Origin of the sequence: Ulvibacterium sp., from assembly GCF_028285715.1 — a bacterium.
GTDB lineage: Bacteria > Bacteroidota > Bacteroidia > Flavobacteriales > Flavobacteriaceae > Ulvibacterium.
Window position 1 is genome coordinate 168033 of the sequence record NZ_JANQOO010000010.1, and the last position, 24318, is coordinate 192350.

The 24318-nt window shown below is 42.3% G+C and carries 24 protein-coding genes; 17 read left to right on the plus strand and 7 right to left on the minus strand.

Translation table 11 applies throughout. The annotated features are described in order from the left end of the window. Positions 1-1361 precede the first annotated feature (1361 nt). The 4 genes from Q0993_RS04110 (at position 1362) to Q0993_RS04125 (ending at position 4024) form a co-directional block, all read left to right on the plus strand. Positions 1362-2309, plus strand: a complete 948-nt coding sequence (locus Q0993_RS04110) for an SMP-30/gluconolactonase/LRE family protein (RefSeq protein WP_299529998.1) — start codon at positions 1362-1364, stop codon at positions 2307-2309. A 406-nt stretch (positions 2310-2715) separates the two neighbouring features. Continuing rightward, a complete protein-coding gene (locus Q0993_RS04115; protein WP_299530000.1) occupies positions 2716-2883 on the plus strand; it encodes a hypothetical protein in 168 nt (55 codons plus the stop codon). Between the two features lie 38 nt (positions 2884-2921). Next, complete coding sequence (locus Q0993_RS04120) at positions 2922-3116, plus strand: hypothetical protein (RefSeq protein ID WP_299530002.1); 195 nt, start codon at positions 2922-2924, stop codon at positions 3114-3116. Positions 3117-3280: 164 nt separating this feature from the next. Continuing rightward, positions 3281-4024 carry an ankyrin repeat domain-containing protein gene (locus Q0993_RS04125; RefSeq protein ID WP_299530004.1) on the plus strand — a complete coding sequence of 248 codons (744 nt, stop codon included), beginning with the start codon at positions 3281-3283 and terminating at the stop codon, positions 4022-4024. Between the two features lie 38 nt (positions 4025-4062). On the opposite strand, the gene Q0993_RS04130 is transcribed toward Q0993_RS04125, so the two are convergent. Further along, positions 4063-5664 (minus strand): tail fiber protein, encoded by a 1602-nt coding sequence (locus Q0993_RS04130; protein ID WP_299530006.1) that lies wholly within the window; start codon positions 5662-5664, stop codon positions 4063-4065. 208 nt (positions 5665-5872) lie between these two features. Between Q0993_RS04130 and Q0993_RS04135 the strand changes: the two genes are divergently transcribed. The 7 genes from Q0993_RS04135 to Q0993_RS04165 are packed head-to-tail and all read left to right on the plus strand — an operon-like array spanning position 5873 to position 12928. Then, positions 5873-6298, plus strand: coding sequence for a GNAT family N-acetyltransferase (locus Q0993_RS04135; protein ID WP_299530008.1), 426 nt, complete (start codon positions 5873-5875; stop codon positions 6296-6298). Then, on the plus strand, positions 6295-6654 hold the full coding sequence (locus tag Q0993_RS04140) for a hypothetical protein (protein WP_299530010.1): 360 nt from the start codon (positions 6295-6297) through the stop codon (positions 6652-6654). Before Q0993_RS04135 ends, Q0993_RS04140 begins: the two co-directional genes overlap by 4 nt. A gap of 19 nt (positions 6655-6673) precedes the next feature. Beyond that, positions 6674-8218, plus strand: a complete 1545-nt coding sequence (locus tag Q0993_RS04145) for a serine hydrolase (RefSeq protein WP_299530012.1) — start codon at positions 6674-6676, stop codon at positions 8216-8218. A 33-nt stretch (positions 8219-8251) separates the two neighbouring features. Then, on the plus strand, positions 8252-11401 hold the full coding sequence (locus tag Q0993_RS04150; RefSeq protein ID WP_299530014.1) for a glycosyl hydrolase: 3150 nt from the start codon (positions 8252-8254) through the stop codon (positions 11399-11401). A gap of 56 nt (positions 11402-11457) precedes the next feature. Further along, positions 11458-12027: a pentapeptide repeat-containing protein gene (locus tag Q0993_RS04155; protein ID WP_299530016.1), complete on the plus strand. Its 570-nt coding sequence runs from the start codon at positions 11458-11460 to the stop codon at positions 12025-12027. A 57-nt stretch (positions 12028-12084) separates the two neighbouring features. Further along, a complete protein-coding gene (locus tag Q0993_RS04160) occupies positions 12085-12576 on the plus strand; it encodes a DUF6265 family protein (protein ID WP_299530018.1) in 492 nt (163 codons plus the stop codon). A 1-nt stretch (position 12577) separates the two neighbouring features. Continuing rightward, on the plus strand, positions 12578-12928 hold the full coding sequence (locus tag Q0993_RS04165; RefSeq protein ID WP_299530019.1) for a hypothetical protein: 351 nt from the start codon (positions 12578-12580) through the stop codon (positions 12926-12928). Positions 12929-12934: 6 nt separating this feature from the next. Here the strand turns inward: Q0993_RS04165 and Q0993_RS04170 are convergent, their stop codons facing one another. Beyond that, a complete protein-coding gene (locus Q0993_RS04170) occupies positions 12935-13399 on the minus strand; it encodes a CBS domain-containing protein (RefSeq protein ID WP_299530021.1) in 465 nt (154 codons plus the stop codon). A gap of 328 nt (positions 13400-13727) precedes the next feature. Between Q0993_RS04170 and Q0993_RS04175 the strand changes: the two genes are divergently transcribed. The 3 genes from Q0993_RS04175 to Q0993_RS04185 all read left to right on the plus strand — a co-directional run bounded on the left by Q0993_RS04175 (position 13728) and on the right by Q0993_RS04185 (position 15895). After that, a complete protein-coding gene (locus Q0993_RS04175) occupies positions 13728-14537 on the plus strand; it encodes an SDR family oxidoreductase (protein WP_299530023.1) in 810 nt (269 codons plus the stop codon). A gap of 121 nt (positions 14538-14658) precedes the next feature. After that, on the plus strand, positions 14659-15033 hold the full coding sequence (locus Q0993_RS04180) for a hypothetical protein (RefSeq protein WP_299530025.1): 375 nt from the start codon (positions 14659-14661) through the stop codon (positions 15031-15033). Positions 15034-15190: 157 nt separating this feature from the next. Beyond that, positions 15191-15895 (plus strand): hypothetical protein, encoded by a 705-nt coding sequence (locus Q0993_RS04185; RefSeq protein ID WP_299530027.1) that lies wholly within the window; start codon positions 15191-15193, stop codon positions 15893-15895. 35 nt (positions 15896-15930) lie between these two features. Here the strand turns inward: Q0993_RS04185 and Q0993_RS04190 are convergent, their stop codons facing one another. Continuing rightward, positions 15931-19164 carry a glycosyl hydrolase gene (locus Q0993_RS04190; RefSeq protein ID WP_299530029.1) on the minus strand — a complete coding sequence of 1078 codons (3234 nt, stop codon included), beginning with the start codon at positions 19162-19164 and terminating at the stop codon, positions 15931-15933. A 222-nt stretch (positions 19165-19386) separates the two neighbouring features. Beyond that, positions 19387-20463: an AraC family transcriptional regulator gene (locus Q0993_RS04195; RefSeq protein WP_299530031.1), complete on the minus strand. Its 1077-nt coding sequence runs from the start codon at positions 20461-20463 to the stop codon at positions 19387-19389. A gap of 159 nt (positions 20464-20622) precedes the next feature. Here Q0993_RS04195 and Q0993_RS04200 point away from each other — a divergent pair, with 159 nt between their 5' ends. Beyond that, complete coding sequence (locus tag Q0993_RS04200) at positions 20623-21051, plus strand: SRPBCC domain-containing protein (RefSeq protein WP_299530033.1); 429 nt, start codon at positions 20623-20625, stop codon at positions 21049-21051. After that, entirely contained in the window at positions 21041-21364 is a 324-nt protein-coding gene (locus tag Q0993_RS04205; protein WP_299530035.1) for a helix-turn-helix transcriptional regulator, read from the plus strand. Before Q0993_RS04200 ends, Q0993_RS04205 begins: the two co-directional genes overlap by 11 nt. A gap of 2 nt (positions 21365-21366) precedes the next feature. Here the strand turns inward: Q0993_RS04205 and Q0993_RS04210 are convergent, their stop codons facing one another. Continuing rightward, on the minus strand, positions 21367-22455 hold the full coding sequence (locus Q0993_RS04210; RefSeq protein WP_299530037.1) for a DUF2652 domain-containing protein: 1089 nt from the start codon (positions 22453-22455) through the stop codon (positions 21367-21369). 46 nt (positions 22456-22501) lie between these two features. Next, complete coding sequence (locus tag Q0993_RS04215; RefSeq protein WP_299530039.1) at positions 22502-22999, minus strand: hypothetical protein; 498 nt, start codon at positions 22997-22999, stop codon at positions 22502-22504. A 65-nt stretch (positions 23000-23064) separates the two neighbouring features. On the opposite strand from Q0993_RS04215, the gene Q0993_RS04220 reads away from it, so the two are divergent. Beyond that, a complete protein-coding gene (locus tag Q0993_RS04220; protein ID WP_299530041.1) occupies positions 23065-24006 on the plus strand; it encodes an NAD-dependent epimerase/dehydratase family protein in 942 nt (313 codons plus the stop codon). Here Q0993_RS04220 and Q0993_RS04225 read toward each other — a convergent pair. Beyond that, entirely contained in the window at positions 24003-24311 is a 309-nt protein-coding gene (locus tag Q0993_RS04225; RefSeq protein WP_299530043.1) for a hypothetical protein, read from the minus strand. The two genes, Q0993_RS04220 and Q0993_RS04225, sit on opposite strands and share 4 nt — an antisense overlap. Positions 24312-24318: the final 7 nt, after the last annotated feature.

Here is a 24318-nt window from a genome sequence, read left to right on the forward strand (position 1 = left end):
TGTTATGTGTTTTGTAATTAGTGTATCCTCTTGCATTATTCTTTCCGTGGCTTATCGTCTCGATGATGACAAAGACGACCCCAAAGATATAATCACTATCATAGGTATATCTTCTTTGGTTCTTTGGGCTTGGAAAATTATTCTTCTTTTTGTGGTTTACTCCTTTTATTTCCTATTTCAAATGCATATGTATTTATATTGGTACATAACTATTTACTTTGCTTTGCTTGTTCTATTTTTGATTATATCATTCCTAAAGAATTACAAAAAACAAAAGTTCAAATATTAAAATAGCGACACAGATTTAGTCAAAAATTTTATTGTCTAAAAATTTCCTAAGAATAATACTAACGACCTAATCTTTGACCGGCGTGGCTGCCATCTTTAGGTTAACCTAGAGCATATGAAAAGTTATATTCCTTAAATTTGAACACGTAGGAATTCTTTATGACTTATTTGGCTGTACTGGCGGATTAATGTTTGATTTTTAAACTGGGAAACCACCTTGTCAACCCATAGATTTTTAGTATTTTAAAGGTATGGATTTTGATGGAGCTTTGGATATATCGTATGTGCTTTTATTTATTGGGATTGCACTTCTTATAATTACTGTAGTGGCGTTTATAGTCGGTAACCGTAATAAAAGTAGTAGTGATTTCAGAAGTAGAAGTAGGCATGGTAAGCGGAGGTTGTAGTTATAACCTACTAAATTCTACTTTTGGATGTATTGAAGATTGTCAGACTTCTTCTTCAATAGAATAGAAACTATTGCGCCACAACTCCTTAGATTCGAATCCAACAATTACATCCTTAACTTTATAATGGGAGATACGATTTAAAGGGTAGAATGAAATCCATTTTATCTTTTTTCTAATTTTCATCTTGTCCCATATTGTATATAGGTGCCATAGAGATAGGGAGCTATTAAAAAGTGAGGGTATTGGATACCTTCAAAAGATATAACACAAGTACGGTCCCAATCGTTCCAAAGAACAGTATTCCCTGCACATAGTAAAGTCTGTTTCCCCAGCTCTTCAGCCAATCAGAACCAAGTTTGTTCTTGACAAATCCCCTTAAAAAACTGTGGCAAACAAGACAAAATACTATAAAAACCACTATTACAAGTAAAATTTCTCCCATCATTACTTTTCATCGTGATTTTGATCTTCTTTTGGTCTTGAGGCAAACTTCCTAGCCAAATAATTCCTAGAGGCAAGGTCTAAGTTTGCGGCGGACAATATGTATATCAGATAGCGCATAATTAAATTTACGAAATATTTCTATTTGTCCTATATTGTATATAGGTGCCAATCCTCTATAAATTTGATTCTCCCAAAGATTTACTTTCATTGTATTAAAAAATGAAATACGGCATACTCATAGCGACCTTAATCTTGATTCTTGGATGTGATTCAAGAACAATGAGCGAATATGTGCTGGATGAAAGGGGTTTGGTGCCCGAGGGAATCGCCTATTCAAAAAAGAAGGATGCCTTTTATTTGACCAGTGTGGCCAAATCCAAAATAGTGGAGGTAGATAGAAAATCCGGAGAGCAAAAAGATTTTATACGGGAACGGGAATTTGGATATACCCCGGGAGTCGGGATTCTGGTGGATGATACCCGCAATCTGCTTCATGCCCTTGGCGGATATTATATGTACAAAGATTCCCTTCCATCACTGTTCACCTTCGATATCCATACCAAAAGACTGTTGAAAAAATATGACGTGACCGATGCGGGGGAACATTTCCTAAACGACCTCATCCAAGATGACAAAGGAAATCTATACCTCACGGATTCAAAGGACGCATCCATCTATATACTAAAACCTGAAACGGATTCCTTGGAGCTATTTTTCAAGTCCTCAGAAGTTGAATTTCCCAATGGAATTGCCATTTCGGACGACAATAGCAAATTGTATATCGCATCTTTTTCCAAAGGTGTAAGAATCCTCGATATTTCGACAAAAAGAATTTTAAATGACCCGGACACCTTGGGTATATCTCAAGGAATAGACGGATTGGAGTTTTATAAAGGTCATTTGTATGCCATCCAAAATGGGGTTAGGGCAAATACATTCAACTTTAGAAAATTGGTCCTTGACCCAACACAGGGAAAGATTGTAAAGGCCAAGGTCTTGGATAGCCACACACCGAGGTTGGATTTGCCGCTGACTTTTTGCCTGGTCGAAAATGAGGCGGTAGTCATTGGAAATTCCAATCTGCAATATTTAAATCAAGAAACGTTCAAATTCGTTGCATCGGATACGATTTCAAATACCAAATTGTTGGTGTATGCCCTTGAATGATTGGAATGTTTATTTCCCAATACCCATATTCCATTTCGGCGAATTCATAAAACACCCCCTCCTATCATTTTAAAAGGCATTCCATGTTTTTATGGCTTGTCCCTAGCTAAGTTCCGAACCACTGGTGCAAAAGGAAGCGTATTGCCTTGTACACTGGTTTATCCGGATTAGTACCATCGAGCGAAAGGACTGAAAAAACAGCGTTACCTTTTTTAAAAAAGGCGTCCAAGAAATTGTCCATTCCTTTTGAAGGATACGCTCCAAACAGGTTGGTTATAGCCGTTGTTTGGTGTGCTGATAAGAGAAGTCATAAGGCCCATTGTGGACAGGTTGTTCAGAAGAAGGATACCACCCACCGTCAAAGGGTATTCAAAAAACTTGGAATGGACTGACTAAAATGAAACCAATGGTTAAGGAACAGATAAAGCTGCTCATTGAATCAGGCATCATGGATACGCTCATCAAGGGATTCGTGGACTATTCGTATGAAGGAAGAAAATACCTCTATAAGTCCGAAATGCATGCCGCATCCAAAGATTTCCAAGAAGAGCTTTTAGGACTCTTAGAGGAATGAAAAACTAAATTACCTATTCGGGAATCCCTGTTAAAAAAATGATGGTGACTTTTTTTAAATGGTTGTTCAAGATAATATGCTATACGGTATGGATTGCCCCGGTATATTTTGTAACGATTTATGTATTGCAGACCAATCCCTTTATGATAGCCTTATGGTTATTGGGATGTATTCTTTTGGGTGGCGTTCTCAAACCCCTGATAGACCATTTGGCCAATAAAATCTTTAATTGATAGAACCAATTGCCAAGAAGCCGTCATTCTCTTCGATTAACTAATATGTGCCTCGTTCACAAGCATCGGAAAATGCCATAAGATAGACTAGGTAGAACTACGCAAGCTTCTAATCCTAACCATACGAAGGTGAAGCACCTATATATTGCTTATCTTTAAATCGAATGGATTCTTTACAAGAAATCGTGCGTCAAATAGAACTTCATTCCTTTGATGGTATCCGGGACTGTTTCCAAAGCGGTATTACCCCAAATGACACCTACAAAGGAGAGCCTTTGATCTATGAGTTGATAAGTGCATATTTGCGTGGTCCGAAATTTAAGAAATGTGTTCGGGTATTTGTGGAATTCGGACTCGAATTTGAGGACAAGGCTCTATTGTCGGTTCTGTTGGACAACTCGGATACACTTCGGGCATATATTACGGACCATACAGAAATTGTACATGAAAAATACACCCTAAAATGTGCCTATACCCCTCTGTCCAAAGTGACCTTGTTACACATTTGTGCCGAATTCAATCATGTGGCCTGTGCGGAAGTGCTATTACAAAATGGGGCGGATGTCAATGCCATAGCTGGAATCGATTCTAATGGCTTTGGCGGACAGACCCCAATTTTTCATACCGTAAATCAGAACCTGAACCAGTCTGCCGAGATGTTGGACTTTCTACTGTCCCGTTCCGCCGACTTAAAACTAACGGTCAAAGGGCTCATTTGGGGCCAGGGCCATGATTGGGAAACCTTGATGCCCGCCGTAAATCCAATAAGTTATGCCATGATGGGCCTGTTGCCCCAAATGCACCGGAACGAAACTGTTATTTCCGAAACCGTATCCAAATTGTTGCGGCATGCTTTCGGCATCGACTATACGGCCGGGAACATCCCGAACAAATACCTGCAAACGTAAAGCCACAAATCGAAAAGAAGGTTTGCGACGAGCGCAATTTACTTCGTTTCCAATACCGCTTCGATTTTGGCCATTCTTTCGGTAATGGACTTTAAGGTCTCGTTTTCCTTTTCAAGATGTTGGATCCGTTTCTCTTGGGCAATGGTGTATAGGGTAAGCTCCTCTATCTTCTCCAAGAGTTTCATGTTCATTATCCCCAATTCCACCCCGTTCTCTTCCATTTCCTGAGCGGAGGGGATGTTGGGCAGATGTCCATTTTCCCGGATATGTTCTTGTACTTCTTCCAAGGACCTTAAATCATACCCTTCCTTAAAGACATAATCCGGCCCCGGAACGGAAAGGTCCACTTTTACTTCCTCGGCATGGATACGTCCCTTAACTGTGAGCTTGTCGTCGGGGGCAGTTGTGCCGATACCTACATTACCATCCGTCTTAATGGTAAGCCTATCGGTGGAAGAAGTCTGGAAACGTATATCGTTATCCGGAGAAGTTCCTTCGGCAAGGTTCCGGAAGTACATGATATGGGGGCCATTTCCGTCCGAGTCCTGTACCAAATCGAAAAAGAAATGGTTGTCCTCCGTCTTCAGTAAAATCTTTTCGTTTGTGTTCCTTCCTACTTCAAGGGTGTTCGCCCCTGTGTTACTAAAGAAATGAGCGTTCTGCCCGAGTACGTGCAATTTGGCTATGGGATTCGTTGTCCCAATACCAACATTTCCTTGACCAGGGTTGATACGCATTCTTTCAATATTGTTGGTATAAATTGATAAAATCCCGTCCCCTTGTTGTTTTAGTCCGGTGTCGCTGTCGCCAATGGCTATGGCGCTCCCCGAGCCAAGATTACCAGATGTACCAGTATTTATAGCGACCGGCCCCATTACCTGTAACCTTGCTATTGGATTTGTTGTTCCTATACCGACATTTCCGTCCTTTGAAACCCTGACCCTCTCCGAACCATTTGTGGCAAGGCCCAAAAAACCACCACTGGTTGTATCTCCCCGATAAAATGAAATGTAACCATTGTCCTCATCAAGCCCATACTTAAGTCCAAGCCTGAAGGATTCTATATTTGCAGGTTGCGTATCCAGAGTTTTAGCATAAAGCGAAAAACTGCTCTCATCAGCATTGGCCAAAATGGTCCCGTAGGAGTTGTTCCCATTGTTAACATGTAACGTAGCCCCTGGGTTAGTGGTGCCTATACCAACATTGCCATTGGAGCTAATTCGCATTCGTTCAACAAGGTTGGTAATTCCACTGCCCGCGTTTGTCTGAAACGTAATATATCCAGGAACCGCCCCCGTGGCTACACTTTCGGCATTGAATCCCATATGGGCGACCCTATGGTAATTGGTACCGTCAAAGCCAAAACCTCTTACCCATAGCGTATTATCCCCTGCAGCAAGTGCAGAAGGGGAGGATTCCGAACCTCCAGCCCCATATCCAAGGATGCCAAACCCACCTGAGGAGGTCCTGAAGGAATTCCCTCTTAAATAAACAACATTACCATCTTCCAAAAGGTGAAGGTTGGAAGCTGGGGCAGTAGTACCAATCCCCACATTACCGGAGGTAGGAAAGGTATTGGTTTGGCTCCAGGCCGAAACACAGCCCATTAGGGCAAAAAGAAAGATTTGGGACGTTTTCATTGTGTCGGGGGTTTTGTAGGTTAAAAATCAAATGTAAGAATATACATCTTTATTTCCAATAAACATAGAAATTATTCGATGAAATGTAAATCACGGAACGATAATTCCTGCAACGGTCTGCCCGTCAGGTTGTATAAAAGCCTTGAATAAAATATAGAGAAATCCGTACTTTTAGAACAGTGATAACCAACCCTATAAATTACCATCGATGTACTTATCCCTACTAACACCCTCTGATATCGACCCAAAAACCGAAAATCGGATCCAAATCCTTTTTAAACAGTTGAATGCCGTTCGGGTACCGGTTTCCCTGAATGAAATTCTAAATCCAAAGAATCCGGTAATCATAGCATACTGTACCTTGGAAAATCAAATTGTGGGAGTTGCGGCAATGGCAGAATATTCCGTAATTTCAGGTCGTAAGGGTTGGATCGAGGACGTGGTGGTAGACGAGGTGCATCGGGGCAAGGGTATTGGTCGCAAACTGATGGAATTCCTCATCAAGCAGGGTAGGCAAAAAGGAATTTCGGAAATCCTGCTCTTTACCGGATACCATAGAAAACCGGCCCACCAACTTTATCAAAATTTGGGATTTCAGAAAAAGGAAAGTCAAATCTATACATTGCAATTATGAGTACGCTATCTAAGGAAGCCTGGCAACAACGACTGGAATTATACGATGCATTGATAGCTAAATGTCCTCGATTTGAGCGAAAGGGAAAGACCATGCCCTATACCTCCGCCAATGGCCACATGTTTTCGCTCCTTAACAAGGCCGGGGAAATCGGCATCCGTTTTGTAAAGGACGTTCAGGAAAAGTATATGAGCGAATTGAACACCACGATCTATAAGTCCTATGGTGCCGTAATGCGAGGCTATATCCTCATTCCGGAAGTAGTCCTCAAAGATTCGAATCAAGTGGCCACCTATCTCAATGAAAGCTACGACTATGTAATGTCCTTGGAACCCAATACCTCCAAGAAAAAATGAATCCACCAAAACCCTCCCAATGAAAAGAATCGTCCTATGGATTCCCCTACTGTTCTGTACGTTGGTACAGACCTTGGGCCAGACCCCCCAAATAGATTTTAAGGCACTGGATGCCTATTACCAAAAAATGATGCGAGATTGGGATGTTCCCAGTGTCGCCATCGGCATCGTTAAAGATGGGGAATTGGTCTTTACGGGAAACTATGGTGTTCTGGAAGTGGGCCAAAACCAAAAGCCGAATGAGAACACCCTTTATGCCATCGCTTCCAATTCCAAGGCATTTACATCGGCCATTTTGGGCATGTTGGTCCAGGAAGGAAAATTGGGTTGGAACGACAAGGTAAAAAAGTACCTCCCCTATTTTGAGGTTTACGATTCCTGGGTGAGCAATGAGGTGACGGTGCGGGATTTGTTATGCCATCGGGTAGGGTTCGGTACCTTTAGCGGGGATGTCATTTGGTATAAGTCCAACCTTACCTCCGAGGAAATTATCAGAAGGTTCAAATATTTACCGAAGGCCTTCGATTTTCGGGCCGGTTTTGGGTATTCCAACCTTATGTACATCACCGCTGGGGAGCTTATCAAAAAAATAACCGGGAAAAGTTGGAACCAAAATGTAAAGGAACGGATTTTCCAACCTCTAGGGATGGATAGGACCATCACCTCGCCCAAGGAACTGCAGGCAAAAGGCAATTATGTTACCCCCCATGGTCGTGAAAATGATGTCAATATTCCTATTGCTTGGGAGGATTGGGAAGAGATAGGGGCCACCGGAGGCATTATCTCCAGCGTAAAGGATGTCTCCAAATGGATGATTTTTAATCTAAACCACGGTATATTGGGCAACGATACCTTGCTTACCCGCGTGACCCGAAACATGGTTTGGACCCCCCACAACAACTTTATCGTAGACCATACCAAAACAAATGATATGAACCGGCATTTTAGTGCCTACGGACTGGGGTGGGGATTGAGTGATTACCATGGCCTATTGCGCGTGGCCCATACGGGTGGCTTTGATGGTATGATTACGGCAGTAACTTTAATTCCTGACGAAAATTTGGGGGTAGTGGTGCTAACGAATGGGATGAAAAGTCCCATCCACGCGGCCACTTACCATGCCCTGGATCTATTTTTGGGGATTAACGGCAAGGATTGGTCCGCCGAATATCTGGAAAGAGCGAATAAAAAACAAAAGGAGGATTCCCGAGTGACCGATATCAAGACAAAACGCGTTTTGAATACCAAACCTTCCCTATCCCTAGAGGCATATTCCGGAGTGTACAAATCTGATATATATGGGGAGATTAAAATCGACCTCATAAACGAAAAATTACGGATGCAATTTGAACATACTCGAGAGCTGTCCGCCACTCTGGAACATTGGCACTATGACGTTTGGGAGATTAAGTGGGACAAAAAGCATGCTTGGTTCAATTTCGGTACCGTACGGTTTAAGACCGATAACAACATGAGCATAAAAGGATTGGATTTTGAAGTCCCCAACGACGACATTTTCTTTGAGGAATTAAAACCCTATAAGATAAAAGGCCCTTCGGAATAATGGCCTTTTCAATTTCAACACAGTAAAGACATTATGAAGATTTTTCCGTTTTTTTTGATTTCCCTATTCCTATTTCAATTTTCTGCCGAGGCACAAAGACGGGGCAAAAAAACCGCACCGCCCAAAGTTGTTGTACAGGATTCCCTTTTCCATGGGCTTACATGGCGTAATATAGGCCCCTTTCGAGGTGGCCGTAGTGTGGCCTGCTCCGGGGTAGTCGGCCAACCTATGACGTACTATATGGGTGGTACGGGCGGCGGCATATGGAAAACCATGGATGACGGTATTACTTGGAAAAATATTTCAGATGGTTTTCTTAAAACAGGAACCGTGGGGGCCATTGCGGTTTCTGAAAGCAATCCTAATATCGTCATTGCCGGTATGGGCGAGCATGCCGCCCGTGGCGTTATGACCTCTATGGGCGATGGGGTCTACAAATCTACCGACGCCGGCAAAACCTGGAAGCATATCGGTTTGGAGAGAACACGGCATATTTCTGATGTTAGTATCCACCCCACCAATCCCGATATTATTTTTGTGGCGGCCCAAGGTGCCCAATACGGCGAAACTCCGGAGCGTGGCATTTATCGAACTACTAATGGAGGGATGTCTTGGGAGAAAGTGCTTTTCGTAAATACCAAAACCGGAGCTTCTTCCCTCTCCATGGATATGACCAATCCTTTGATTCTTTATGCGGCCCTATGGGAACACAGAAGATATCCGTGGACCATGGAATCCGGCGGAGCTAGTTCAGGAATCTATAAATCTACGGATGGAGGCCATAGTTGGAAGCAACTTAGGGAAGGTCTCCCAGAGGCATTTGGAAAAGCGGGTATCTCGGTTTCACGGGCCAATAACGAACTTGTTTTTGCGGTCATTGAAGCCGAAGGGGAAAATGGTGGTGTCTATCGCTCCGAAGATGCCGGGGAAAATTGGAAGCAAGTCAATAAGGACCGAATCAACATTGCCCGATCCTGGTATTACATGGAAATTCTGGCCGATCCACAAAATGAAAATGTCGTATATGTGCTCAATGCCCCCGTGACCAAATCCATCGATGGGGGAAAAACCTTTACATCCCTCCCGACCCCACATGGGGACAACCACCATTTGTGGATCGACCCTTACAACAACCAGCGCATGATCAACTCCAATGACGGAGGAGCCAATGTCTCCAATAATGGGGGTAAAAGCTGGAGCACACAACAAAACCAACCTACTGCCCAGTTTTATCGTGTAATTACGGACAATCTTGTTCCCTACAATGTGTACGGAGGCCAGCAAGATAACTCGGCCATTGCCATTGCCAGCCGTACCAATGACGAAGGAATAGACTGGAAGGATTGGTATTCCGTAGCCGGCTGTGAAAGCGCCTTCCTAGCCTTTGACCCTGACAATCCGGAATATGTTTTTGGTGGATGTTATCAAGGTATTATCGAGAAATGGGTACGTGCATCCCGCGAAGGAAAATCGATCAAGGAATATCCTGAACTTGGGCTAAGCATTGCACCAAAGGATTTTAAGTATCGCTATAACTGGAACGCGCCCATTATTAGTTCACCGCATGACAGAAATACCATTTATCATGCTGGAAATGTAGTATTTAAAACTGTTGACCAAGGAAATAGCTGGGAAGTCATAAGTCCGGATTTAACCCGTAACGATAAGAACCGGCAGGGCCCTGGGGGCGGTCCCTACACCAATGAAGCAGCGGGTGGCGAGAACTACAACACCCTATCCTATTTGGTAGCATCTCCCCACGAGAAGGGCGTACTTTGGGCCGGAAGCGATGATGGACTGGTACATTTGACCAAGGATGACGGCCAAAATTGGGAAAATGTGACTCCTGCCGGTCTTGGGGAGGGTATCATTAATAGTATTGAGGTTTCTCCCCATAATCCGGCTACGGCCTACATCACTGTAATGCGCTACAAGTGGATGGATTTGACACCTTATATTTTTAAGACCACGGACTATGGAAAAACCTGGATCAAGATTACCAATGGAATTGCCGGCGAGCATACCTTTGTACGGGTGGTACGTGAAGACCCCAAATACAAGGGACTTCTATACGCCGGCACCGAAACCGGACTTTTTGTTTCCTGGGACAATGGTGAAAATTGGCAAACCTTTCAACTGAACCTTCCCGTAGTTCCCATTAACGACCTCATTGTCCAAAGTAATGATCTAGTGTTGGCCACCGCGGGGCGCTCCTTCTGGATATTGGATGATTTGGCCGCCATTCAGAACGCTACCCGACCGAAACAGCCTATCGAAATCTTTGCCCCTAAGGATACCTATTTGCTGTTTGGGAAAAGCAGTGAAAAACCTGTTCCAGGCCTAGGGGACAATCCAAAAAGTGGCGTCACCTTTGACTATTACCTGGATAGGGAAGCGGACAGTCTGGATTTAAAGCTAGAAGTAATGTACAAAGGAAAAACCATACGGACCATAACCAACAAAAAACCAAAGGATTTTAAATCCTGGCCCGGAGGCCCATCGAAACCCCAGGTGCTTCCCTCAAAAAAGGGATATAATCGGTTTACGTGGAATTTTAGAAAAGATGGCCTTCCTTCTATAGACAAGGTTTTTGTTTATGGAAATTATAGGGGATCCAGGGTGGGCCCAGGAAAGTACATCTTAAAGTTGACCTTGGACACACTAACATCCGAAACCCCAGTTACCCTTCTTGCGAATCCAAAAGTAGAAGCCACCTCAGCAGATTTTACGGAGCAGCAAAATGTCTTGAATAAAATTGAAAGCACCATAAAAAACATCCACGAATCCGTCAACCAAATGCGATCGGCAAGATCACAATTAAAGGATTATGCTAAATTGCTTGAAGGCCGTGAAGAAGCCGATGCATTGCTAACAAAAGGGGATTCACTTATTAAACGTATCGATACCTGGGAAGAGAACCTCATCCAACCAAAACAAAAGACCTTCCAAGATGTCATCAACTTTAACAACAAACTCAGTGCCCAATTAATGCATCTAAAAGGTTATGTGGATACGGCAGAACCTCGCGTTACCGAAGGTGCCCAGGTGCGTTTACGGGATTTGCTAAAGGAGTGGGGTATTTTCGAAAATGAGCGGGATGCCATAGTGAGGGACGAAATGGAGGATTACAATACAACCTACAAGGAGTTGGGATTGCCAGCCCTAATATTACCCAAACAATGACAGTTGCGATGAAGCCTATAATTAAATAATAAAGAATCAAACCCACCAAGCTCGCAATGAACGATTTTATAGCCGACCAAACTTTTAAGGGAATAAACTATACCCAGAGTCCCTTACCTAAAGGCGATTATGAAAATTGTGTTTTTGAGGGTTGCGATTTTTCCAAGGGCTATTTGGACAACCAAAATTTCATGGAGTGCGAATTCTTGGATTGTAATCTAAGTAATGCCAATATAGCAAATACCACTTTTAAGGAGGTTGTCTTTTCCCATTGCAAAATGCTAGGGCTTAAATTTGAGGATTGCAATGATTTTTTGATGAAATTCAGTTTTCAGGAATGCATTTTAAATTTTAGTTCATTCTATGACTTGAAGCTTAAAAATCAAAAGTTTGCCGATTGTACGTTAGAGGAAGTTGATTTTACGCAAGCGGACCTTGCCCATGCCCAATTCACTGAATGCGACCTAAAAGGTGCCATCTTCAGTGCAACCGTTTTGGAAAATGCCGATTTTAGAACGGCCCGTAATGTTAACATCGATCCCGAAAAAAATCGCTTAAAGAAAGCCCGATTCTCCAAAGAAGGTGCCATTGGATTGCTTAAAAAATATGATATCGTTGTGGAATAGAATATAATCTCCATTTGTAAACGGATAATTTGTACCTTAATCCTAAATCATTTTCTTATGAGAGACTATATAATTATCCTTCTTTTTTCTACACTGTTCTGCAGTGGACAAAACACCTTGCAGTTTCCAGAAAACGGGACCTCCCCAAAAGCCAGCTTACAAGATGTTTCTTGGATGGAAGGCCATTGGAGGGGAGAAGCTTTCGGGGGCATAACGGAAGAATTCTGGAGCCCTCCCTTGGGTGGTTCCATGATGTTCGTCTTTAAACTGGTATCCGATGGAAAGGTCAATTTTTATGAGGTGGGCCATATACAGGAAATCGGGGAGACCTTGCTTCTTCAACTGAAACACTTTCATGGTAATCTAAAAGGATGGGAGGAAAAGGACGAGACCGTGGATTTTAAATTGGTAAAGGTTGAGGAGAACCGCATATTTTTTGACGGTTTTACCTTTGAGAAAATTAACGCCAATGAAGTGAACCTCTATGTGGTCATTTCCGAGGATGGCAAAACCGAAAAGGAGGTTAAATTCAATTACAAAAGAATGTAGTTTGAAAAGAAAGTGTTTGGAATGCGGGGTTGAAATTATGGGAAGGGTAGATAAAAAATTCTGCTCGGACTACTGTCGTAACGCCTACAATAATAAAATCAACAAGGACAGTAAGAACCTTGTTCGAAACATCAACAACCGCTTGCGAAAGAATTATAGGATTTTGGATAGCTTTCCACTGCGGGAAGGCAAAACAAGAACTACAAGAACGCGACTATTGGATAAAGGTTTTGATTTTGACTTTATTACCAATCTATATACCACAAAGAAAGGAACTACGTATTACTTTGTCTATGACTTGGGTTATTTGCCCTTGGATAATGAGCAGTATATGATCGTAAAAAGGGAATAAGGTTCCCTATTTCCAATTTTGACCACTTAGTTTTAGTGCCGCGATTACAATATCCTTTCGGCTAATCTGGCCCACAAGAATGCCATCTTTCATTACCGGTAGCCTCCGACGGTTATGTTTGTCGAATACACCCGCTGCATCAAAGATGCTCATATCATGGGGAATGGTCTCAACTTCTTTGGTCATATATTTTTCGACACTTTTATCTAAAATAGGTTGATTAAAGTATCGGCTTTCGGAAATCTGTTTCATACAATCGGCCTCGGAAATAATCCCGACCAAAAAACCATTATCGTCCAATACGGGCCCACCGGAGATTTTGTGTTTGGCAAACGCCTCCATGACCTCCAAAATAGACTGATCAGGCGAAAAGTTTACCAATTTCTTGGACATATAATCGGTTACTAGGATTGGGGCATCAAACTCCTTTTTGGAAGACCTACGAATCCCCTGAAAACTTTTTATTCCCATAATTATTTGGTTTTTTACCTGCCTCGAATCAATTCAGGTTAATCTTAAATATAGTTAATTTTTGCGAATTACCTAAATAAATCCGCCAAAATACAGCAAACCTTCAAAATTTATACTTTTAGGGCATCACCTTTATAATAAAAAAATACGCTCCCACCATTATCCTCTTATTACTGGTTTTGGGCATTTATTAGGGCTTTACCTGGGCTTAACCCCTTATTCCGAGGGTGCGAGGGCATTTTATCCGAAAACAAAAAACCCAAAAAATGATATTATTCCATGCCATTTGTACGTAACGATGCTATATTAGTCATACAAAAGTTACGGTTTGAGTAAATCTATCGCCATAATAGGTTGCGGGTGGCTAGGCTTGCCCTTGGCAAAGTCCTTTCTGAACATAGGATACACAGTACATGGGAGTACTACCTCAAAAGAGAAGTTATCCTCATTGGCAGAAGCAGGTATTCGTCCATATTTGATTTCACTCTCGGAAGAAGGTCCCAAAGGGCCTGTCTCTGATTTTTTACAGGATGTTGATTCCCTTATCATCAATGTACCTCCCAAGTTAAGGGGCGGAAACCAAGGGAATTATATCGGAAAAATACAAGGCCTCTATAATGCCATCAAAACATCGTCCGTACAACAAATTGTCTTTGTAAGCAGTACTTCGGTCTATGGCAACATCGATGGGGAGGTTACCGAGGATACGGTGCCAAAACCCGCAACGGAGTCCGGGAGGCAGCTTTTGATAACGGAAGCTATTTTTAGAAATGACAACGAATTGCGGTCCACTATCGTCCGATTTGGAGGGTTAATAGGGCCAAATCGGCATCCAGTGACCATGCTCTCCGGAAGAACCGGATTGGCAAATGGCATTGCGCCTATAAATCTTATTCATCTCAATGATTGTATTGATATCCTCAGAAATATTGTTGAGCAGCGCTGGTGGAACGAAGTCTTTAATGGCGTATATCCAGATTATCCATCCAAGGCCGAGTACTATGCAGTTGAAGCAAAAAAAAGAGGAATTCCCGGTCCGGAGTATTCCAAAGAAACGGTTAAAAGGGGTAAAAAAGTTCAATCCAGTAAGCTTATTCTTGTTAAAAAGTATCGTTTTAACACTTCGATACATAGTTGATACGCCACACGAAAGTCGTTTTTCACAACAAAAACAGGTGTTTTGTGTTAATTATAGCCCTGATTTTTAATAACTTATCGATGAAATGCATAACTTTAGGTATATCTAAAACAAGATTGCCATGGAAAATTCAAGTCTAAAAGGGAGGATTTTGACAGAAATAGAAAACCTGATCTCCCAAAGTTGTGCCAACCAAAAAACGACAAGTAAATTTGAAAAATTCCATATCGCCTTACTTAAAAAGCACTACAATGCGGCGGAAGTCTCCATAGACTATCACCGAAAGCGAGTAAAGATGAACATTGTCATGGACGATACCTGTTATGACCCGAAAACAATAAATCTATATCTCCCCATGCTACATGTGAATTTGTTTTTTAAAAACCTAAAGGAGTTTTTAAAATCATGTATCGAACAGGATTCAAAAAGCCTTGGGTTCTATGCGGGACTATTGCGCTCTTTCACGAACAAGGAAGTGACACTTATGGTTGTCTAAATTATTGAAAATAATGATTATTAAAAAGGATGCCCCTTAGGCATCTTTTTTTTGTTCTTATGATACCTAGATTGCCCAAAACCATACAATTAAGTGTTTTCTTAACAGGATTCTACAAATAATTTTAATAGTTTTGCCCACCAAAATTTAATAACAGATGAAGAAGATAATATGGGTATCGGTACTTGCCATTGGTTTTGTGGCTACTGCCCAAACCAAGACCGAATTGCAAAAGCATTACGAAGCGTTTTACAAGGAAATGCGTTTACAGGGTGATATTGATGGTGTAATCAATGCCATGACACATTTGAATGTCCTATCCCCTTCAAAGGCTAGAAAAGACACCTTGGCCTATATCTATGCCAATGATAATCAACATCTTCAGGCCCTGAATACCATAGGAATAGAAAGATTGGATTCGGATTCCGATTTGGCCGTACAGGTGAAGGCCATTTCCTTGAAGGCGTTAAACCAACCTAAACGGGCCTTGGAACATTTTGAAGAGTTGTTCAAAAGAAGCCCAAATGTGTATCTGGCCTACGAAATGGCCGATTTAAAAATACAGACCGGTGATATTACCGGAGCTGAAGCCAATATCGAATATGGTATTGCCAATGCCAAGGATGATATGAAATATGCCTTTTATGAACGACAACAACCCTATGAGGTTCCCTTAAAGGCGGCTTTTATCCATTTAAAAGGTCTTACCAAATACAATAATGATAAGAATAACATCGATGAGGCTTTGGCCCTTATCGATGAGGCCTTGGCCATAGATCCCAATTTTAACTTGGCCAGTTTGAGCAAACAGGCCTTGGAAACACGGAAAAACCCGCCAGAGGCGGCAGAAACAAAAGAATAAATAAAGGCGGGGTTACCCGCCTTTATTGTTTAGTTTTAGTTTTCGATAAGGCCCTGTCCCTCGATCCATGGGGCACCTATAGCCTTTAACTCCTGTTCTATCGCTGGCAAAGTGGTATCCGTTATCGTCTTCAACTTTGATTTAATTTCTTTCAACTGATTTTTTCCCCGTAAAAAGGAAGCCCTATGATTGGCGGTCGGTCCATAGGTAGTACTCAATGCATAGGATGCCACAGAATTGGCATTTTGGGGTGTAGGATTGGAACGTTCCCCTATTTCACCTTTGGTTTGATCTCCTTTCAGTTCTTTCTCAATATCCAACAAGCGTTCCCTTGCCTCGTGAATACGATTTACGAGATCGGACGATGATTTGTCGGATTTGTCCGCCGCCCTTTGCATGGCATTCACCAGCATAAGCTTCTCAGACAGCACCATGTTCGTAGCAGTCAAGTCTTGTTGAAAGGAGTGGTATTCTTTGGTAAAAGCCGCGATTTCCTCATAGGAAGCTCCTTTTAATGCGCCTTGGCCCAAAGGAACCACTTCAAAGTTTTGGGGTTCTGCCAGTTGGATCATTTTACCGTCCACCCTTTTTGACAAGGTTACGGTATAATTGCCCGGGGTGACCATAACACCATCATTGGAGGATTCTTTTTGGACCCCGGGCGCCTTAAGTTTTACGGCACCTTTGTTGGGGTACTTCAAGTTCCAACTTACCCTATTAAATCCCTGTTTATTTGATCCTTTTACCCGATTCACTACCGCGCCCTTTTCATTCTTTATCGTAAGGATAATGGCAAGCGAGTCCTGACGTTTTTCAGCTTCCAGGGCATCCCAACCGGGAAATGGTATTTCAGTTGCTTTCTTCTCCTTTTCCTGGCGTTGTTCCTTTAGCGATTTCACCTTTTCCGGCAAAAAATAGGTGAAAACCGTTCCAAAAGGCGGGTTTTTGGCTTTATATTCAGAATCTCCCTGAGCATATACCGCATCTTTTTGGATATACCAGTATGCCGGTTTGGAAGGGAATAAAGTAGCTTCATTTTTCAACATGGTGTTACTGAAATTTCGTAGAGGACTTAAGTCATCAAGAACATAAAAACCTCGTCCAAATGAGGCGGCTACCAAATCATCCTCCCTCCTTTGTATCGTAATGTCCCGAAATGAAATTGTGGGTAGGCCTCCCTTTAGTTTAGTCCATTTGGCTCCTCCATCCGAAGTAAAGTATATTCCAAATTCAGTTGCGGCAAATAAGAGCCCTTTCTTAACATGGTCCTGTACCAAACGCCAAGTCAAAAGTCTTTCGGGCAGATTCCCATTTATGGAAACCCATGTTTTACCCTTATCACTGCTTTTTATAAGATACGGCCTAAAATCCCCGTACTTATGATTGTCCAAAGCCGCATAAACTATATTGGCATCGAACAGGTCCGCCCGGATATCGTTTATAAAGGCTGTTCCGGGTATGCCTTTAATGCTTCCTACTTCAATCTTGGTCCAAGTAGCACCACCATCATCGGTCACCTGTATAATGCCATCATCCGTCCCTGCATAGAGCAGGCCTTCCTGCTTTGGGGATTCTGCCAGTGAAGTTATGGTATTGTAGTTGGACATCGCATCAACATCCCACGCATTGTCCCAACTTTGCCGCCCACCCATTATAGGTAAGGCTATTCTATTCTGATTTCGGGTCAGGTCTTTTGATATGGCGGTCCATTCATCTCCTCTATTTTCGGAACGCCATACCCGTTGCGATGCGAAATACAGTCTAGTGGGGTTATGCGGACTTACCAAAATGGGGGCATCCCAATTAAAACGTTCATAAGGCTCTCCTTTAGCGGGTTGAGGTTGTATAAAAACGGTTTCCCCGGTGGTTTGATCAATGCGCCATAACCATCCCTGTTGATACTCCCCATATGTAATCTTTGGGTTTCCAGGTTCTACTGCGGACTGATGTCCATCCGCTCCAAGGGTAATCCACCAGTCCCCGTTGAGTATCCCTGACTCACTTCTAGTTCTACTGGGACCTCCATGGGACCCATTGTCCTGGGTGCCTCCATAAATGTTATAAAAAGGTTCTGTGTCATCAACGGCAACTTTATAGTATTGGATAATGGGCAAATTCCCTACAAAACGCCAACTCTTGGTCAAGTCAAAGCTTTCATAGAGTCCGCCATCAGTACCAAATAGCACATAGTTTGGGTCGGATTCCTTGAATGCCACGGCATGGCTGTCCACGTGCTTGTTTTCCTCGTTAAGGGTATAGAATGTTTTTCCATGATTATCGGAAACCTGTGTATAGTTGCTCATTAGATAGAGCCTACCCTTCTGGTGTGGGGATGCAAAAAGCTCCTGATAATAGTGGGGTCCTGTTCCACCAGATACAGCATCCGACTGTTTGACCCAGGACTGTCCTTTATTGGAGGACATAAATACGCCTCCCTTCTTCCGATCGAGTTCTATGGCGGCATAGAGTACATCCGGATCAAATGGGGAAATTGCCAAACCTATTTTACCCAGGTTAGACTTAGGGATGCCTTCGGTAAGTTTTGACCAGGTCTCGCCTCCGTCCGTACTTCTATGGATACCGGACCCGGGGCCGCCTCCCAAATAGGCGGCAACCGTTCTATGGCGCTGCCATGTTGCAGCGTACAGTACGTTAGGGTCTGTGTAGTCCATGACCAAATCTGTGGCTCCCGTCCATTCTTCATCACCCAATGTTTTTTTCCATGTTTTCCCACCATCAATGGATTTGTATATCCCGCGATCGCCTCCTTTCTTCCATAAGGGTCCTTGTGATGCTACCCAGATGATGTCAGAGTTTTCCGGATGGATGATAATCTTTGATAGGTGTTCGGATTTTTTAAGCCCCATATTCTTCCATGTTTTTCCATCGTCATGACTTACGTAGATCCCATCCCCGAAACCTACATGCCTACCTCCAACATTTTCGCCAGTACCGACCCAAACGGTATGCGGATTATTGGGATCTATGGTGATACAACCAATGGAATAACTTATCTGTTTGTCAAAAATTGGGGTCCAAGTGGTTCCGGAGTTAACCGTTTTCCAAACTCCCCCGGATCCAACGGCTACGTACCAAATATTTTCATTTTTAGGATGAATGGCTATATCTGCAATTCTACCGGAAGTCAAAGCCGGCCCTAAGCTCCTGAATTTAAGTCCCTCAAAAGTCTTTTCGTTCACTTGTTGCGTCATACCCAAGTGGGCAATTACCAAAAAGCATGCATAAAAAAGTAGTTTTTGCCTTCTCATTGTGCTACAATTAGTTTTAGTATTTCGAATTAGTCAATCCAAGCAATTTAAGGAATTTGCGGTTATTTTCTTACGTACAAGACTTAGAATGTGAATAACTCCAATACAACGTAAAATCCGAACTTCGGGATGTTTGGCGGCAGTTCTTTTAAACAGCTGAATTTAATCAGGCTGAGCCCAAGGTCAAAATCAGTTTTACGGAAAATTAAGAATATGGGAAGCCTAAGAGGTCTTACTATGTTGATGGATGTACGCTTTTGGGGTAATTCCCTTTTCCTTTTTGAAAGCCGTATAAAATACCGAGCTTGATTTAAAACCTGCCCTTTGGGCAATTCCCATGATGGTTAAAGAGGAGTGCTGCCCGGAACGCAAGGCCTCCTCCACTTCGGAAATTCTAAGGCTGTTAATGAACCCATTGAAATTCCTATTGTAGTTTTGATTAATGAGGTGGCTTAATTCATGGTACGGCATATTCAATTGGTGGGAGAGTGTTCGGATGTTTAAATCGGAATCCCTATAGTACTTTTTCTCGCGTATTAGCGCAATCAAGGAGTCGCACTCACTATCCTGGTTTTTTATTTCCCTTTTCCCAATTCGTGAATTTTTTCCGACTCCCCTTTCAAAAGAGCCTGTAAGCTTTTGATAGGAGACCCACACCATTAAAAAGGTAAAAAGCAACGTGATATTGAGGTAAAAAAGACTGGAAAGTTCATGGACAAAGATTCGGTATACGTGAAACAACAAATTAAGAAACCAAATGGATGCAATGCTCCAAAAAATGACCTTGGCTAGTTTACGCTTGCCCTTCTTCCAATTTTTAAGTGAATAAAAGGACAGGGATAGATAAACAAGAAAGTGCAGATTCCATAACAAAAGTATGGCTTTATGGTCCAAGATCCAGGTTCCCCAATTTCCTGAAGGGGTATTGGGAAAGGCTAAAGTCCAGATTGTAAAGGATAAAATGAAATAAAAAGGCAACAAATGAACCGCATCGGATACCTTCCTTTTTCCAGAAAATGCGTTAGACCTAATATAGAGATACAAAAGAGGGGCCATAGCCCAAATAACTGCATTGCTAATGGGCTCAAAAACATGAAGGACATGGCCATAACCCGTAAAATTCAGTATCGTATTAAAGATGACCACTCCAATGATGAAAAATAAAAAAGAAAGTAATTGTGCATTCCGACCAAGATCCCCTGATTTTCCCATCACATAGACATATGAAAGTAAAAAACAATTGCCCACGCCAAAAGCATTGATCAATACGGAAACATCCTCAACGATATGTAATTCCATGTAAATCCTTTAGAGGATAAGACGACGCACCTAGGGTCAACGTTACATGATATGCCATAGATTCAAAAAAATAAAATGCAACCAAAAAGTTGCGTATTAAAATTTATTAGCTATATTTGCAACCATATAGTTGCATATTAATTAAAAAAACGAACAGTCATGAAAGATGTAATTTCAAAGGAACACGTATTTGATCATTCCATCGAAAAAGTATGGAATGCGATTTCCAAGGCGGAGGAAATCTCCGCTTGGTTCATCAATGCCGATTTTAAGGCAGAAATCGGGTACAACTACACTTTTACCGCAGATGAGGAGCATGGGTGTACCCAAATAACGGGAGTTGTAAAAGCGGCGGATCCGTATACATTGGTGTATACTTGGATTGTCCAAAATACAAATACCGAAACCACGGTTAAATGGGAATTGAATGAAATGGAGGGAAAGACCAAGCTGTATTTGGAGCACTCGGGAATATCCAAATATCCAGGTGATAGTGCCGTACAAATGTTCACTAGTTTTAATGCCGGATGGGATAATTGCATATCTGAACTTTCCAAGTATCTAATACAGGAAGTCCATGCAGGATAAGATTACGACAATTCTAAAGGCCATAGCCGACCCGACAAGGCGTGAAATCTTTCACGCCTTGATCTTAGCGGCTACCGCAATGCCCATCACCCAAATTTCCGGTCAATTTGAAATTAGCCGACAAGGGATTACCAAGCATTTGAAGACTTTAGAGGAAGCTGGATTGGTGGAAATCAATACCAAAGGTAGGGAACGTTATTGCTATGCAAATGCAAGACCGCTTAAAGAAGTAAACCAATGGCTTAAGTTTTACGAGCATTTCTGGAACGATGCCTTGGGTAACCTTGGTTCCTATTTGGACAGCAAGCCTTAAAACTAGGTTAGTAAGGGTTTGGCCTTAACAAATCGGTAGAGTCCATCCAAGGCCTGTAGTGTATTTTTCTTGAAGACCCGGCGGACAAAAAGAAAAACAATCAATTTTTTCAAGGGCGACTTGGCTTCCCAATATACTTCGCTCCTCAGGTTACACGAGGTTTGTGAAGTAGGGGTAATACTATAAAATTGATACAAGGCATCCAAGGGCGGGGGGCTTGTTGTCATCTCGCCATAGACCAGTACCTCGGGATCTACTTCTTTGGTGACGGTAATAAAATTTAAATGCTTTCCGTTAATGACACATACATGCTCTGTTCCCAGTCGTGTGACCTCATTTTCATTAAAAACGAAATCATCCACCCCCTTCACCCATTCATGGCGGTATTTATAATTGGTAATATACTCCATGAGTTCCGTAGCCGAAACCGGAAATTGTTTATCAAAAGTCAGGTTGGGTGGTCTGTCAAAAACAACTTTCTTAGCCTGGGAATATGTATTCAAGCTCAGTTTTTCACGATCGATCAACGCATAGATGTATTCTACTTCCTTACCATCATAGTCGTCCTTCCCTTCCTTAAACCTAAAAACCTTGCTGTAGTAATAGATCGGTAACTCTATTTCCTTGGCCAGCTTTTTACTGACCAATACATAATTATCACTATCGATAGAATTTTTTAGCAAGCGATGGGCCTCTATTACTTGTTGTCCAAATGGCTTTCTGTTTCCCTTTACAGCAATATATTGTAGCTCTCCGCAGTGCGCGACTATCTTAAGTTGAAGGTTGGGTGCCGTGGCACAGGCATTACAGGGGCATATTCTATTTTTTTCCAACAACTTCAAATGACTATAAAACGCGGTGAAAATGGTTTCTATTTGGGCCAACAATCGCTCCTGTGAAGGTATTTCTCCCTCCTTATAAAAGAATAGGGCGTCGCCCTCTATTTCAACCAATTCCATATCCTGGGTATTGGCATCAATAAGTACTTCCAACAGTTCGGAAATCACATGTTGGCTATGTTCTACCTCCGTTGTCTGGACAAATTTGGTAAAACCGGAAATATCCGGAATGAAAAGCAGTGAATTCGGCATGACTTTAATCCAAATAACCTTCAAAAACCATAGAACAAACCGTCCCCTATTCGTCTTCCAAAATAAGTTTGGTGTCTAGGGTACTGTTAATTATGATATTGAAGTGATCCCGAAATATATTGTAGGCATCGATCATCTCTAAGGTCGGTTCTTGGGGGTCCTGTTGGAATTCTAAATAGTCCTTGGCCTTTAAGACATAGGTTTTAAATACTTTTTGCCTGCTCCTTACCTGGGAAATATCAAAAAATTCGGGATATTTTGAATCAGCCAATAGATTTTGCTTTTCAATCAAGTCTTCAATGACCAGTTTAAGGTCTTCTTTGTTCTCGATTGAATAGAGGGCATCAAAACTGGTTTCAAGCGCGTTAAATTCAGGCCAGCTTTTCAAAATATCCATTGCCTTAGAGTTTATTGGTGTCTTTTTTGGCCATTTTTCCGTGGATATATCAAACACGGAAGAATCCGTTTCCCCCTCCTTTTTATCGCCGGACCCACAAGAAATAAGCACTAGGACCATAACTCCCAAAGCGAAGAATTTTTGCATAACGCGAATGTACAAATTTTAGAATCGGTTATCTTTACCCCCATATCCCTTTAACTTCATTTTAAATGCACAAGTCCATACTTATTCTAGGAGCCTGCGGTCAGATAGGCACTGAACTTACCTTAAACCTAAGGGAAACCTACGGAAATGAATCCGTAATTGCCAGTGACATCAGGGAAGGAAACGAAAATTTGATGGACTCGGGTTCTTTTGAATTATTGGATGCTACTGACTACGATGCATTGGAGGAAGTTATTGCCTATTATGAAATAGATGAAGTTTATCTTATGGCCGCCATGCTCAGTGCAACAGCGGAGAAATTCCCGGAACGGGCCTGGAACCTTAATATGAACTCCCTATTTAATGTTCTGAACCTTGCCAAGGATAAAAAGATAAAAAGAATCTTCTGGCCATCCAGCATTGCGGTCTTTGGTCCCAGCACCCCAAAGACTAACACTCCTCAAAACACGATAATGGAGCCCAGTACGGTCTATGGTATAAGCAAGCAGTCCGGCGAGCGTTGGTGCAACTATTATCATCACAAATTTGGAGTGGACGTTCGCAGTCTTCGCTACCCAGGACTAATTAGTTGGAAGACCCAACCTGGCGGGGGAACCACGGACTACGCCGTAGAGATTTATCACAAGGCCTTGACCGAAGGTGCCTATAGCTGTTTCCTAAACAAGGACACTAAACTCCCTATGATGTTCATGGACGATGCCATACGGGCCACCCAACAGCTTATGGCAACCGACATGGAAAAAATAGGGATACGTTCGTCCTATAACCTATCGGCCATGAGCTTTTCCCCAAAGGAAATTGCCCAAAACATCAAGGAACACATTCCGGAGTTCGAAATTTTTTATGAGCCCGATTTTAGACAGGCCATCGCGGATTCTTGGCCCAACAGTATCGATGATTCCCAGGCTAGAAAGGACTGGGGCTGGAAACCTCTCTTTGATTTGAACAAGACAACAAAGGACATGTTGGGGAATTTAAAAGCCTAGTCCTCATCTTCTTCTTCCAGCATCTCTTTGGGATCTACTACGGCAGTGGGATCATCCGCGGCAAAATCCTCATAATCATCCTCATCGTAGTTTTCCATGGTATACTCCAGTTTGGCACTGATTTTCACCAAATACTTGGTGCTACCATCAATAACTTCCACTGCTTCAATACGTTGGCCTCTGGCATTTTTAAAAGTAATGATATTGCGATCATCGTACCCATCGGGATATTTGTCCACCAAAAGTTTGAGTACTTCTGGGGTCAGTTTTTTGAAATCTACGATGACTCTTTTTAGGTTGTCCATGATTACG